The 13,467-nt window shown below is 66.7% G+C and carries 14 protein-coding genes and 1 pseudogene; 9 read left to right on the forward strand and 6 right to left on the reverse strand.

Features of this window, described 5'->3' with window-relative positions; all coding sequences use genetic code 11:
* Nucleotides 1–51 precede the first annotated feature (51 nt).
* A pseudogene (locus DPR14_RS15250) lies at nucleotides 52–1,520 on the forward strand (cryptochrome/photolyase family protein).
* A gap of 243 nt (nucleotides 1,521–1,763) precedes the next feature.
* Here the strand turns inward: DPR14_RS15250 and fghA are convergent.
* On the reverse strand, nucleotides 1,764–2,606 hold the full coding sequence (gene fghA, locus DPR14_RS15255; RefSeq protein WP_158045907.1) for an S-formylglutathione hydrolase: 843 nt from the start codon (nucleotides 2,604–2,606) through the stop codon (nucleotides 1,764–1,766).
* A 251-nt stretch (nucleotides 2,607–2,857) separates the two neighbouring features.
* Between fghA and DPR14_RS15260 the strand changes: the two genes are divergently transcribed.
* From DPR14_RS15260 to budC, 5 genes are all read left to right on the forward strand, one after another.
* On the forward strand, nucleotides 2,858–4,201 hold the full coding sequence (locus tag DPR14_RS15260; RefSeq protein WP_158045908.1) for an ABC transporter substrate-binding protein: 1,344 nt from the start codon (nucleotides 2,858–2,860) through the stop codon (nucleotides 4,199–4,201).
* A gap of 3 nt (nucleotides 4,202–4,204) precedes the next feature.
* Nucleotides 4,205–5,185 (forward strand): carbohydrate ABC transporter permease, encoded by a 981-nt coding sequence (locus DPR14_RS15265; RefSeq protein ID WP_158045909.1) that lies wholly within the window; start codon nucleotides 4,205–4,207, stop codon nucleotides 5,183–5,185.
* An 8-nt stretch (nucleotides 5,186–5,193) separates the two neighbouring features.
* Nucleotides 5,194–6,060, forward strand: a complete 867-nt coding sequence (locus tag DPR14_RS15270) for a carbohydrate ABC transporter permease (protein WP_158045910.1) — start codon at nucleotides 5,194–5,196, stop codon at nucleotides 6,058–6,060.
* Nucleotides 6,061–6,160: 100 nt separating this feature from the next.
* Nucleotides 6,161–6,658: a YciE/YciF ferroxidase family protein gene (locus tag DPR14_RS15275; RefSeq protein WP_158045911.1), complete on the forward strand. Its 498-nt coding sequence runs from the start codon at nucleotides 6,161–6,163 to the stop codon at nucleotides 6,656–6,658.
* 90 nt (nucleotides 6,659–6,748) lie between these two features.
* Nucleotides 6,749–7,513 carry a meso-2,3-butanediol dehydrogenase gene (budC, locus tag DPR14_RS15280; protein ID WP_158045912.1) on the forward strand — a complete coding sequence of 255 codons (765 nt, stop codon included), beginning with the start codon at nucleotides 6,749–6,751 and terminating at the stop codon, nucleotides 7,511–7,513.
* A 31-nt stretch (nucleotides 7,514–7,544) separates the two neighbouring features.
* Here budC and DPR14_RS15285 read toward each other — a convergent pair whose 3' ends face one another.
* The 4 genes from DPR14_RS15285 to DPR14_RS15300 form a co-directional block, all read right to left on the reverse strand.
* The gene (locus DPR14_RS15285) at nucleotides 7,545–8,165 is read right to left on the reverse strand and encodes a glutathione S-transferase family protein (protein WP_158045913.1); all 621 of its coding nucleotides are present in this window, start codon (nucleotides 8,163–8,165) and stop codon (nucleotides 7,545–7,547) included.
* 112 nt (nucleotides 8,166–8,277) lie between these two features.
* Nucleotides 8,278–9,630, reverse strand: a complete 1,353-nt coding sequence (hemN, locus tag DPR14_RS15290) for an oxygen-independent coproporphyrinogen III oxidase (protein WP_158045914.1) — start codon at nucleotides 9,628–9,630, stop codon at nucleotides 8,278–8,280.
* Between the two features lie 219 nt (nucleotides 9,631–9,849).
* Nucleotides 9,850–10,248 (reverse strand): DUF4112 domain-containing protein, encoded by a 399-nt coding sequence (locus tag DPR14_RS15295; RefSeq protein ID WP_158045915.1) that lies wholly within the window; start codon nucleotides 10,246–10,248, stop codon nucleotides 9,850–9,852.
* A gap of 6 nt (nucleotides 10,249–10,254) precedes the next feature.
* Nucleotides 10,255–10,416: a YqaE/Pmp3 family membrane protein gene (locus DPR14_RS15300; protein ID WP_158045916.1), complete on the reverse strand. Its 162-nt coding sequence runs from the start codon at nucleotides 10,414–10,416 to the stop codon at nucleotides 10,255–10,257.
* A 176-nt stretch (nucleotides 10,417–10,592) separates the two neighbouring features.
* Here DPR14_RS15300 and DPR14_RS15305 point away from each other — a divergent pair, with 176 nt between their 5' ends.
* The 3 genes from DPR14_RS15305 to DPR14_RS15315 all read left to right on the forward strand — a co-directional run bounded on the left by DPR14_RS15305 (nucleotide 10,593) and on the right by DPR14_RS15315 (nucleotide 12,762).
* A complete protein-coding gene (locus DPR14_RS15305; RefSeq protein ID WP_158045917.1) occupies nucleotides 10,593–11,336 on the forward strand; it encodes a DUF1194 domain-containing protein in 744 nt (247 codons plus the stop codon).
* A gap of 101 nt (nucleotides 11,337–11,437) precedes the next feature.
* On the forward strand, nucleotides 11,438–11,845 hold the full coding sequence (locus tag DPR14_RS15310; RefSeq protein ID WP_158045918.1) for a hypothetical protein: 408 nt from the start codon (nucleotides 11,438–11,440) through the stop codon (nucleotides 11,843–11,845).
* 95 nt (nucleotides 11,846–11,940) lie between these two features.
* Complete coding sequence (locus DPR14_RS15315; protein WP_158045919.1) at nucleotides 11,941–12,762, forward strand: ImuA family protein; 822 nt, start codon at nucleotides 11,941–11,943, stop codon at nucleotides 12,760–12,762.
* Here the strand turns inward: DPR14_RS15315 and DPR14_RS15320 are convergent.
* Nucleotides 12,735–13,211 (reverse strand): CBS domain-containing protein, encoded by a 477-nt coding sequence (locus tag DPR14_RS15320; RefSeq protein WP_158045920.1) that lies wholly within the window; start codon nucleotides 13,209–13,211, stop codon nucleotides 12,735–12,737. The genes DPR14_RS15315 and DPR14_RS15320 overlap by 28 nt on opposite strands.
* Nucleotides 13,212–13,467 lie beyond the last annotated feature (256 nt).

Genomic DNA, 13,467 nt, shown 5'->3' on the forward strand with positions numbered 1-13,467 from the left:
GAGGCGGGCACCCTGCCCCGCCGCCGTTCCTCCTCCGCCTGCAAAGTCTCCATGACATCGCGATCCCCCGTCATCGTCTGGTTCCGCCACGACCTGCGCCTTGCCGACAACCCCGCCCTTGACCGCGCGGCGGAGAGCGGGGCGCCGGTGATCCCCTTGTATCTGCTGGACGATGGCGGCGCCGACGGCGTGAGGCCGCCGGGGAGCGCCGGGCGCTGGTGGCTTCATCACAGCCTGGAAAGGCTGGGTGCGGCGCTTGCCCGGCTGGGCTCACCCTTGGTGCTGAGGCGGGGACCGGCCGGGGAGATTCTCGGCGACCTGGCCGCCGAGACCGGGGCCGGCGCCGTGGTGTGGAACCGGGAGTACGAGCCGGCTGCGGTCCGGCGGGATGCGGCCGTCCGGGAGAGGCTGTCGAGGCGCGGCGTCGCGGTCGAGAGTTTCAACGGCGGCCTGCTGGTCGAGCCCGAGCAGGTCCGGTCAAAGGCCGGAACGCCTTTCAAGGTCTTCACGCCGTTCTGGAAGACGCTTTCCTCCGCCCATGACCCCGCGCGCCCGCTGCCCGCCCCCGCGGCGCTGACACCGCCGGGTGCGGTGGCTTCGGATGCCCTGGCCGCCTGGGGACTGCTGCCGACCTTGCCCGACTGGGCCGGCGGGATGCGGGAGGACTGGACCCCCGGCGAGGAAGCCGCGGCGGGGCGGCTCGCGGATTTCCTGGACGCGATCCTGCGGGATTACCGGACCGGCCGCGACCGTCCCGGCCGGGACGGCACCTCACGGCTGTCGCCGCACCTGCATTGGGGCGAGATCTCCCCCCGCCAGGTCTGGCACGCGGCGCGGCATCGGGCCGAAGCGGCGGCCGGGCTTGAGCCGGCGGCCGAGGCCTTCCTGCGCGAAATCGGCTGGCGGGAGTTCACCCACGGGCTCCTGGTGACCAACCCCGACATGAGGACGGAGCCGATGGACCGGCGGTTCAAGGCCCTGCCCTGGCGGAGCGACGATGCCGGCCTGAAGGCTTGGCAGCGCGGGCGGACGGGGTATCCGATCGTCGATGCCGGGATGCGCCAGCTTTGGCGGACGGGCTGGATGCACAACAGGGTGCGGATGATCGTCGGCTCCTTCCTGGTCAAGGACCTGCTGCTGCCCTGGCAGTCGGGGAAGAGTGGTTCTGGGACACGCTGGTGGACGCGGACGCCGCCAACAACAGCGCCAACTGGCAGTGGATCGCCGGCTGCGGCGCCGATCCCGCGCCGTTCTTCCGGGTGTTCAACCCCGTGCTTCAGGGCCGGAAGTTCGACCCCGACGGCAGCTATGTGCGGCGCTACGTGCCGGAACTGGAACGGCTGCCCGACCGCTACATACACGAACCCTGGAGCGCCTCGGCCGAGGTGCTGGCGACAGCCGGCGTGACGCTGGGCCGGACCTATCCGAAGCCGATCGTGGACCATGGCGCCGCGCGCGACCGGGCGCTGGAAGCCTTCCGGGCGGTGAAGGCGGCGGGGAAGGTCCCTCCCCCGGGCTGAGGCCGCTTATGTCATCATTCGTGGTAACGGCCGGGAACCGGGCAAGGGACATGCGCCGGATACAGTTCGCGTCATCGGGAACTCCTGCCGTCGGGGTCAACGCTCCGGCCACGCTGTCGGCGTCGGCCTTCGGCCGAGGCCGACCTACGATAAATCAATCAAAACCACTGTGCCGAGCCACTAGGTCGGGTACGGCTCTAGGGAGGGAGCGCAGCCCGGGAAGGCGGCGCCCCCTGCCCGGCTTCAGGCCTTCAGCAGCTTGGCGTGGTGGGCGATATGGTCGCCCATGAAGGTGGCGATGAAATAGTAGCTGTGGTCGTAGCCGGGCTGGCGGCGGACCGTCAGCGGCGTGCCGGACCTGGCGCAGGCTTCTTCCAGCAGTTCGGGCTTAAGCTCCTTTTCCAGGAACTGGTCGGACGTGCCCTGGTCGACCAGGATCGGGGACTTCCAGCCGCCCTTCTCGGCCAGCAGGGAGGCGTCGTACTGCTTCCAGGCCTCGCGGTCCTGGCCGAGATAGCCGCCCAGCGCCTTTTCGCCCCAGGGAACTCGGGACGCGGAGACGATCGGCGAGAAGGCGGAGACCGAACGGTAGCGGTCGGGATTGCGGAACGCCATCACGAGGGCTCCGTGCCCGCCCATGGAATGGCCGAAGATGCCCTGGCGGGCGGGGTCGATCTTGAATTCGGACGCGATCAGATCCGGCAGCTCGTCGCGGATATAGCTGTACATGCGGTAGTTGGTCTTCCACGGGTCCTGCGTGGCGTCCACGTAGAAGCCTGCCCCCGACCCGAAATCGTAGCTGGCGTGCTCACCCGGCAGGTCCAGGCCGCGCGGGCTGGTGTCGGGGGCGACGATGATGACGCCGTGCTCGGCCGCGTAGCGCTGGGCGCCGGCCTTGACGGTGAAGTTCTCCCACGTGCAGGTCAGGCCGGACAGGTAGGTCAGTACCGGCAAGGGCCCGTCGGCCGCCTGGGGCGGGACGAAGACCGCGACTTCCATGTCGGTGCCCGTGCTCGCCGAGCGATGCCGGTAGATGCCCTGCGTACCGCCGAAGCAGGCATGGCTGGAGATGCGATCCAAACTCATCGGGCGTTTTCCTCGTATTCCGTTTGTCTCAGAAGCCTGGTCGTTACCGGCATGCCATGGTGGGACGCCGGACCGTGAGGGTCAAGGGCGTACCGATACAGGGGAGCGGTACAAGAGGGGTGACAGGCGTTTGGAGCGGGCGTAGGCTTTACTTGGAAGGGCGAACAAATCGCCCCCTATCTGCTGCACCTGCGAAATAATCCGGCTTGATTTAAAAGTATCAAAAGAAACGGATCAGGGAGGATGCGGAAATGAACAAGTTCACCAGACGGGATACATTGAAGATCGGCGTCGGCGCGGGAGCGCTGGCGGGTGCCGGACTGCTGGGCTATCGCCCCGCCTTCGGCGAAGTCGTGGCGGCCGACGTACCGGCCCCGGAATTCGCCGTCGAGAAGGGCGCCGAGTTGCGCGTGCTTCGCCCGGCCAAGTTCGTCCAGGGGGACGAGACCCAGTTCCTGGCGAATACCGAGAAGTTCACCAAAGAGACCGGCGTGAAGGTCCGGGTGGACAACGAGAGCTGGGAGGACCTGCGGCCCAAGACGGCGGTCGCCGCCAATATCGGCAGCGGTCCGGACGTGGTGCTGGCCTGGAACGACGACCCGCACCAGTATCCCGACAAGCTGATCGACCTGACCGAGGTCGCGGAATATCTCGGCAAGAAGTATGGCGGCTGGTATCCGATCGCCGAACGCTACGGCAAGGGTTCCGACGGCAAATGGATCGCCATGCCGATCGGCGCTTCCGGCGGCGCCATCGTTTACCGCAAATCCTGGGTCAACGAGGCCGGATACGAGGAGATCCCGACCGATATCGACAATTTCCTGACGCTGGCCAAGAACCTCAAGAAGAACAACCATCCCATGGGCTTCGCGCTGGGCAACGCCCAGGGAGACGGCAATACCTGGACCCACTGGCTTGTGTGGTCCCATGGCGGCGCCCTGGTGGACGAAAACAACCAAGTCATCATCGACAGCCCGGAGACGGTCGCGGCGCTGGAATACGGCAAGCAGCTGGTCGACCAGTTCATTCCCGGCACGCTGTCCTGGCTGGACCCGTCCAACAACAAGGCGTTCCTGGCCGGAGAGATCAGCCTGACCTCCAACGGGATCTCGGTCTATTATTCCGCCAAGAACAGCTCCGATCCGGCGATCAAGACGATGGCGGAGGACATCCACCACGCCCGCTTCCCGATCGGGCCGGTGGGGCAGCCGACCGAAGCCGGGCTGCTGGTCAACACCATGGTGTTCAATCACACCAAGTATCCCAACGCCGCCAAGGAGTATGTGCGCTTCATCTTCGAGAAGGAGCAGTACGAGCCCTGGCAGCAGGCCAGCATCGGGTACTGGAGCCATCCGCTCGCGGCCTACGCCGGCAACCCGATCTGGACCGAGGACCCGAAGCACGCCGCCTATAGCGAGGTGATGAAGAACATGCTGTGGTACGGCTATCGCGGCAGCCTCGGCTATGCATCGGCCGCGACGTTGGCCGACTTCATCATCAACAACATGGTGGCGCAGGTCTGTTCCGGGCGTGCCACGCCGAAGGAGGCCGCAGCCGAGGCCCAGAGGCGCGCGGAGCGATACTACAGGACCTGATTCATGGCGCATCAGAACGTGGCTGATCCCCGGGCGGCGGGTGCCGTCCGGGGCAAGCGTGTGGCACGCCCACGGGATTCCTGGATCGTGCGCACCTTCGACAATCCCGCCGTCCTGTCGTTCCTGTTCATGCTGCCGGCGGCGACGCTGCTGCTGGTGTTCCTCACATATCCGCTGGGGCTCGGCATCTGGCTTGGTTTCACCGATACCAGGATCGGGCGGGCGGGCGTCTTCATCGGACTGGAGAATTACCAGTCGCTGTTCCGCGACAGCATGTTCTGGCTCGCGGTCAGCAACACCGTGCTCTACACGGTGATCGCGACGATCGGTAAGTTCGCCCTGGGGCTCTGGCTGGCGCTGCTGCTGAACAACCATCTGCCGGCCAAGGCGCTGATCCGGTCGATCATCCTGGTGCCCTGGATCGTGCCGACGGTGCTGTCGGCGCTGGCCTTCTGGTGGATCTACGACCCGCAATTCTCGATCATCAGCTGGGCTTTGGTCGAGATGGGGCTGATCGACCAGTACATCGACTTCCTGGGCACGCCCAACAACGCGCGGGCCTCGCTGATCGCGGCGAACATCTGGCGCGGCATCCCGTTCGTGGCGATCTGCCTGCTGGCGGGGCTCCAGACCATCTCGCCCAGCCTGTACGAGGCGGCGGCGCTGGACGGGGCGACGGCCTGGCAACGGTTCCGGCACGTCACGCTGCCGATGCTGATGCCGATCCTGGCGGTCGTGATGACCTTCTCGATCCTGTTCACCTTCACCGACTTCCAGCTGATCTACGCGATCACGCGGGGCGGGCCGGCGGGGACCACGCACCTGATGGCGACGCTGGCGTTCCAGCGGGCAATTCCGGGCGGACAGCTGGGCGAAGGGGCGGCCATCGCGGTGGCGATGATCCCGTTCCTGATCTTCGCGACGCTGTTCAGCTATTTCGCGCTGGCCCGGCGGAAATGGCAGCACGGAGGCAGCGATGACTGAGGCGCATCATGGCTGAAGAACGCGCGGGGATGGACTATCTGAACACGTGGCCGCGGAAGCTGGTCACGGTCTATGCGCCGCTGTCGGCGTTCCTGATCATCCTGCTGTTCCCGTTCTACTGGATGACGGTGACGACCTTCAAATCGAACGAGGAGCTTTACAACTTCAAGGACTATAACCCGCTGTGGATCCATTCGCCGACGCTGGACAACGTCAAGCGGCTGCTGTTCGAGACGGATTATCCGCAGTGGCTGATGATCACCATGACGGTCGCGGTGGTGGCGACCTTCATCAGCCTGTTCGCCAGCGTGCTGGCCGCCTACGCGATCCAGCGGCTGCGCTTCCGGGGCGGGCAGACGGTTGGGCTGATGATCTACCTGGCGTACCTGGTGCCGCCGTCGATCCTGTTCATCCCGCTGGCGACTATGGTGTTCCAGTTCGGGCTGTACGACAGCCCGCTGGCGCTGATCCTGACCTACCCGACCTTCCTGATCCCGTTCTGCACCTGGCTGCTGATGGGGTACTTCAAGTCGATCCCGTACGAACTGGAGGAATGCGCGCTGGTGGACGGGGCGTCGCGCATCCAGATCCTGTGGAAGATCACGCTGCCGCTGGCCGTGCCGGGGCTGATCTCCGCGGGGATCTTCGCCTTCACCCTGTCGTGGAACGAGTTCATCTACGCGCTGGCTTTCATCTCGTCGGTGGAGAAGAAGACCGTGCCGGTCGCGGTGCTGACCCAGCTGGTCGAAGGCGACGTCTACCACTGGGGCTCGCTGATGGCGGGGGCGCTGCTGGGATCGCTGCCGGTGGCGGTGATCTATTCGTTCTTCGTGGAGCACTATGTGTCGAGCCTGACCGGGGCGGTGAAGGAGTGACGTGACGCCGCGACGATCCCGTCCGGGCACTGTTGAGTTTGCAGGCGTCCGGGCCGTTCGGGCCTTGGACGACGCAAAAACAGCGCGGGATGACACCACCATGTCGGAACAAGCACTCAAGGCTCTTCTCATCGAGGAGCTTCAGGACACCTACAGTGCCGAGACGCAGATCACCGAGGCGCTGCCCAAGATGGCCGACGCGGCCTCGTCCCAGGAGCTGAAGCAGGCTTTCCAGACGCACCTGCAGGAAACCCAGGGTCAGGTGAAGCGGCTTGAGCAGATCTTCCAGATTCTCCAGGCCGACCCCGGCGGCAATACCTGCGAGGCGACCCAGGGCCTGATCGAGGAAGCCGAGGAGGTCATCGCCCAGGGGCATCCGCCGGAAGTGCTGGACGTGGCGCTGGTGATGGCCGCCCAGAAGGTGGAGCATTACGAGATCGCCAGCTACGGGGCGCTCCGCACCCTGGCGGAAACCTGCGGGATGACCGACGTCGCCAATCTGCTGGAGCAGACGCTCAACGAGGAGAAGGCGACCGACCAGAAGCTGAACCAGCTCGCCGAAGGCGGGATCAACCAGCGGGCGTTCAAGGCGGCCTGACGCCGCGCGGGCTGTCGAATTCGCTCCCTCCCCTGCTTCGGGGAGGGAGTTTTCTTTTTGCGGACCAGGTATTCGATCGGAGAGTGCGTCGTGGAACGTTTCAAGGGAAAGACCGTCATCGTCACGGGAGCGGGTTCGGGGATCGGCGCCGCGACCGCGCGCCGCTTCTCGGATGAGGGTGCCGCCGTCGTGCTGTCCGGGCGGAGCGGCGACAAGCTGGAGGCGGTCGCCAAGGACCTGCCGGGCGACCGCACCCTCGTCCATGTCGCCGACGTCGCGGACCAGCGTGCGGTCGAGGGGCTGGTGGCGGCCGCCGTCGAGCGGTTCGGCCGGCTGGACGTGATGGTCAACAATGCCGGCATCGCACCGACCGGCCCGATCACCGAGGCGCCGGTCGAGGACTGGCATGCCGTGATCGCGACCGACGTGAACGGCGTCTTCTACGGCTGCCGCGCGGCAGTGCCCCATCTGGTCAAGACCGGAGGATCGATCGTCAACGTGTCGTCGGTGTCCGGGCTGGGCGGCGACTGGAACATGAGCTTCTACAATGCCGCCAAGGGGGCGGTGACCAACTTCACCCGGTCGCTGGCGCTGGAACTGGGCGCCAAGGGCGTGCGGGTCAACGCGGTCAACCCGTCGCTGACCTTCACCGACCTGACAGCCGACATGAAGGACGACGCGGAGCTGATGGCCAAGTTCAAGGAGCGGATCGCGCTGGGACGCGCCGCCGATCCGGAGGACATCGCTCCGGTGATCGCGTTCCTGGCGAGCGACGACGCCCGTTTCGTCACCGGCGTCAACCTGCCGGTGGACGGTGGGCTGAGCGCGTCGAACGGCCAGCCGCCCCAGGCCTGAAACGCAGGCATGACGCCCGGGGGCGGCGGGGCTATTCGGGAACGGCCATGCCGCGCTGCACGGCGGGCCGCGACCCGACCAGGTCGTGCCAGCGCTTCAGATGGGGATACCTCTCGAACAGCGCCGGCGAAGTCTGGCCGGCGACGGCGACGAACGGATAGACCGAGATGTCGGCGATCGTGTAGTCGCCGTCGACCAGGTATTCGGTCCGGCCCAGCTGGGTCTCCAGCGCCTGGTAGCAGCGGTGCAGCTCGGACTTGAACAGCTCGATCGCGTAGGGAAGCTTTTCCGGGGCGCGGACCGAGAAGCGGAACATGTCAACCGAGGTCGGGCCGACGTCGCTGACGCCGAAGGCAAGCCAGTTCCATACCTCCGTGCGGGCGCAGCCCTCGCAGGGAAGGAGGCGGCCGCTCTTCTCCGCCAGATACTCCAGGATGGCGCCGGACCCGAAAACCCGGCGGGGGGCGCCGTCCGTATCGGGATCGATCATGGCGGGGATCTTGCCGAGCGGGCTGATCTCCAGGAACTCGGGCTTCAAATTGTCGCCCTGCATGAGTTCCACCCGGATGACCTCGTAAGGCAACCCGATCTCCTCGAGCATGATCGAGGCCTTGTGCCCATTCGGGGTCGGGTAGCTGTAGAGCGTGATCATCGCGCGATCTTCTTTCCAAGCAGACTTGAACGGGCGTCTCCCGGCGCCCGCCGGCCCCTATGTTTGGCCCAATTCGCCTCGGAAGGCCAGAGGCCAGGAGAGTCCGGGGCGTTCAGATCGCTTTGGAGTGCCGCATCGCCGCGGTGTCGAGATAGGGGTCGAAGGCCGCGGCGACCGCCCGGACCAGGGGCCTGACCTCGTCCGGAATGGTGATCCGGTGACCGTCGATGCGGGCCAGCCCGTCGGCGGCGAGCGGGGCCAGCTTTTCCAGGTCCGGCTCGAACAGGTCGGAGGCGACGCCGTGGCGGGCCGCGACGGCGTCCAGGTCGACCGACAGGTCGCACATCAGGCGCTCGATCAGGTCGCGGCGCAACCGGTCGTCGGCGCTCAGCCGCTTGCCCTTGACGATCGGCGGACGGCCGGCGCGGACCGCCTCGGCGTACTGCTCCATCGCCGGATCGTTCTGCACATAGCCGTCGGGCAGCGCGCCGATCGAGGAGGCGCCGAAACCGATCAGCACGTCGGCGCCATCGGTCGTGTAGCCCTGGAAGTTCCGCCGCAGCGTGCCGTCGCGCTGGGCGATCGTGATCGGGTCGGACTCCAGCGCGAAATGGTCCAGGCCGATCTGATGGTAGCCGTTGTCGGCCAGCACGGCCGCGATGGCGTCGAACTGCTTCCACCGGCCGGAGGCGTCGGCCAGGACGGATTCGTCGATCAGCCGCTGGTGCTTCTTCATCCAGGGGACATGGGCATAGCCGAATACCGCCAGGCGCTCCGGCGTCAGCTCCATCACCCGCTCGGCGCTCTCCTCGCAGCTTTCCGGAGTCTGGTGCGGCAGGCCGTACATCAGGTCGAGGTTGATGTTGTCGATGCCGTTGCGGCGCAGCGCGCGGACCGCTGCTTCCGTCACCTCGAAGGGCTGCACGCGGTTGATGGCGTTCTGGACAGTGGCGTCCAGGTCCTGCACGCCCAGGCTGGCGCGGTTGACGCCGGCGCGGGCCAGCGCTTCGGGAGCGGCGCGGGTCAGGGTGCGCGGGTCGATCTCGACCGCGACCTCGCAGCCGGGAACGAGGTCGAAGCGGGTCCGCACATGGGCCATCAGCCGCTCGAAATCGGCCGCCCCGATCATGGTCGGGGTGCCGCCGCCGAAATGGACGTGGCGCACCGGCATGGTCCCGGGCAGCGCGTCGGCGACCAGGTCGACTTCCCGCATCAGCAGGTCCAGGTACTCGGCGATCGGATCGTAGCGGGCGACGATCTTCGTGTGGCAGCCGCAGTACCAGCACATGGACTTGCAGAACGGGACGTGGAAATACAGCGACAGCTCCTGCCCCGCGGGAAGCCCGCCCAGCCATGCCAGGTAGTCGCCCGCCTGGACCTGCGGGCCGAAATGCGGCGCGGTCGGGAAGCTGGTGTAGCGCGGGACCCGGAGGCCGTCGTATTTGGCGATGAGATCTGAGTTCATACCGGCGAGACTGCGCCCGGATGGGCGGCCCCGCCTTGATTTGGGTCAAAAGGATCGAAACAGCCGAGGCTCGGGCGGCGTGTTCCGGAAGTCCAGTGGCGCCGTTGGGCGACGATGGCGTCGAGATCGGCGGCCATGTCCGGGCGGCGCCGGCGCACGGAGGTGAACTCGGCCGACAGGAAGCTGGCGACCCGGGGCACGGCTTCACTCCATGGGCTGTCAGACCCTTCGGAGCGTGGGACGCTCAGCGGGCCCGCGATCCCGCTCCAGGTGCTCGCGCAGCAGCCTCATGTTGCGGCGGTTGGCCTTGAAGCCGATGTCGAACAGGGTGCCGACCACCGGGATCGAGCCGACGGCCCAGTCGACCCCGACATTGCCCAGCATGCGCAGCAGCGTGCTCCGGGGAACCCCGAGGCGGGCCGCCTGGAAGACCAGGTACGCGGCGACCACGCCGGTGGCGCTGTCGCCGACCACCGGGATGATGCTGGCGATGCCGTCCAGCCCGATCGGGATGCGGGTGCCCGGAATACGCCAGCGGCTGTCGAGCAGGTCGGCCAGACGCTCCAGATGGGCGATCTGGGCGTCGCGGTCACCGGCACCGTAAGCGGTGGAAGCCATTTGGGGTTACTTGTACTTTATGATGACGTAGATGGCGTGAATGATGCCGGGGATGTAACCCAGGAGCGTGAGGAGGATATTGATCCAGAAATGCAGACCCAGACCGACCTGAAGGAATACGCCGACCGGCGGTAACAGGATGGCAAGCAGAATTCTAAGAACGTCCATTGATCAGCCTCTCGGGTCTCTATTTCATCATTACAGCGTCAGAACGCTATTTGGTGCGCTTCGTTCCTTCCGTCAGGGTCTTGAAATTGACCGCAGGTATCCCCGGGCACCCGAAGCTTGCATGAATTCGCGTTGCTTGGTTCAATGAGACGGTCATTCTCCAGCAGGAGGTCCTGATGCGCGTCCGCTCCGTTCCGACCGCCGGCCTTCTGGCCTCCACCCTCCTGGTCGGTCTCCTGGTGGGCTGGCCTTCGGGCGCCGCCCTGGCCCAGCAGCTGGTCGACCTGGAGCTGGTCCTGGCGGTGGACATCTCCGGCAGCGTCGACGAGGAGGAGGCGGCCCTCCAGCGCGACGGCTATGTGACGGCGCTGACCGACGACCGGGTTGTTTCCGCCATGGGCGGCGGACCGTTCGGCGCCGTCGCGGTCATCTATGTGGAATGGGCGGGCGAGGACTATCAGCGCATCGTGGTGCCCTGGACCCTGATCGGCAACCGGGAGGAAGCCCGGAAGTTCTCCGACGCGATCGGTGCCGCCCCCTTGTCGACGGCGCGCTGGACCTCGCTGAGCGGCGCCATCGACCATGCCGCGACGCTGTTCGACGGCAACGGCTTCGAGGGAGTGCGGCGGGTGATCGACATCTCGGGCGACGGCGTGAACAACCGCGGCCGGCCCCCTTCCCTGGCCCGGGACGAAGCGGTCGCGGCCGGCATCACGATCAACGGCCTGCCGATCCTGAACGACCGGCCCAATCCCTGGGGCGGTCCGGCCCCGATCGACCTGGACCGCTATTACGAGGAGAACGTCATCGGCGGTCCCGGCGCCTTCTACATCGCGGCGCGCGACTTCGACGATTTCGCCGCCGCCATCCTGAGCAAGCTGATCCGCGAGATCGCAGGGCTGAGTTCCGGCGCCGGCTGAGAATGGTTGATCGTACTAATCAATTCTTAGCCTCTGCCCCCTTAGGGTCGCGCGAGAGGCTGGCGTGGGCTCATCCACGAGCCGGGCTGCCGGGGTGCGCCATGAAGGAACTGCGTTGCATCGTCTTCACCGAGCGCGAAGTCGTCGGTGCCGTCATCGACCGCCGCCGCAAGCGCGGCGAGGCCCTGCCGGCGGGAACGGTCGAATCGGTCACGTTCAAGACCGGCGAGGGCGTCGAGACGGCCATGGAAATCAAGGACGACTACGGCAAGGTCACGACCGTCAACCTGCCGGAGGCGGAAGTCGCCGCGGCGCTGATCGGGTTCTGCATGGGCCGCAAGATCCCGCTGCCGGTCGATGCGGAGAAGACGCTCTATGTGATCAAGGACGCCGCCACCCTGATCATAACCATGAATTTCAACAAGGCGCCGCGGCTGGTCAGCACGGCGGCCGGCAAGAAGCGCCGCCCCGGCGGACCGGGCGGGGATCTCGCCCGGTCGCTTCTGTAGCGCCGTCGCCCTGACATCGGCACCTTGACACCGAAGCCGGCCAGGGATTAGAACAAAAGAGGAACATTTCGGAACCAGCCAGCGGATTCAAGCACATGCCCGATTCATCCAAGGCTGCCAAGGCGGCGGCTCTGGCCGATCTGCGCGGGCGCATCCGGCGGATGGAGGGGATCGGCGGGGCCGACGGCGAGCGCCTGCTGCCGTTCGGCGTTCCGGAAATCGACCGCGTGCTGCCGGATGGCGGGCTGCCGCTGGGCTGCCTGCACGAGATCGTCGGGGGTGACGGTCCGCCCGGCGCGGCGGCCAGCGGATTCGGCGCCGCCCTGCTGGCCCGGATCGCCGGGCACCAGGGTCGCGGGGGGAGTTCCGGGGGGTGCGGCGGCCAGGTGGTCTGGATCACTCGGAGCGACGATCTCTACGCGCCGGGGCTGACGCCCTACGGCCTGATGCCCGACCGGCTGATCACCGTCCGCGCCCGGCGCGACGGCGACATCGTATGGGCGATCGAGGAATCGCTGCGCTGCCATTCCCTGCGAGCGGTGCTGGGAGAGGTCGGCGACATCGACATGGTCGCCAGCCGCCGCCTTCAGCTGGCGGCCGAGAGCGGCGGCGTGACCGCGTTCCTGCTGCGCAGCGCCGCCCCCCGGCTGGCGGCGACCGCGTCGGTGACGCGCTGGAGCCTGAGGCCGGAGCCCAGCGTTCCGCATGCCGGCGAGCCCGGCCTGGGAGCACCCCGCTGGCGGGTCGGCCTGATCCGCTGCCGGGGCGGCCGGCCGGGAGAGTGGCTGGTGGAATGGAACGGCGCCGGCCTCACGGCGGTACCGGACGCCGCCTCCATCCCGGGGCCTTCCTCAAGGCCGGCGGCCGGACTTGAGGAAGGCCTGGCGCTTCAGCGCAGTTCATCCAGCGTCTGGTAGAGGCGCGCGCGGTCCTGGAGCGCGCCCTTCTCCAGGTCCATTTCCGCGATGGCCAGCTTGACCACGTCATCGACGCTGACGATGCCGCAGAGCACGCCGCGGTCGACCACCGGCACATGCAGGATATGCCAGCGCGTCATGTTCTCCAGCACTTGGCGCACGGAGTCGTCCGGCCCGCAGGTCTTGACCGCCTTGGTCATGATCGAGCTGACCGGCGTGTCGAGCAGGTCGGCTCCGCTGAGATGCCGGATCCTGCTCTCGCGTTCGGCCATGGCATAGACGATGTCGCGCACCGCGACGATGCCGTCGACATGCTTGCCGTCCTCGCTGATCACCACGCAGCCGACCCGGTGCAGTTTGAGCAGGTGGGTGACCTTGGAGATGCTATCGTTCGGGCGCACCGTCACGACGGTCCGGCCTTTCAGGTCCAGAAAGGTGCTGATTTTCATGGCTGGTCTCCTTCCCATGACGGTGCGGCTGCCGCCTTGTAAAACCAGAGATCACCGGCGAATTGTCCGGCGGTCCGCAACGCTCCATTACTGTGGACTCATTGTTTCACCTCTGAGTGGACGAGGGCTTGACCTGGATCAATCTTTCGAAGACTACCCCCAAAGATATGAAGAGCGAAACCGGGACGCAAGAATCCGGGAAGAAGGTGTCCGGCCGGCGGGCCGGGAAAGCATCGATGGGAGGTGTATGGAAATT

It is taken from the genome of Skermanella pratensis, assembly GCF_008843145.1.
GTDB classification, from domain to species: Bacteria; Pseudomonadota; Alphaproteobacteria; order Azospirillales; family Azospirillaceae; genus Skermanella; species Skermanella pratensis.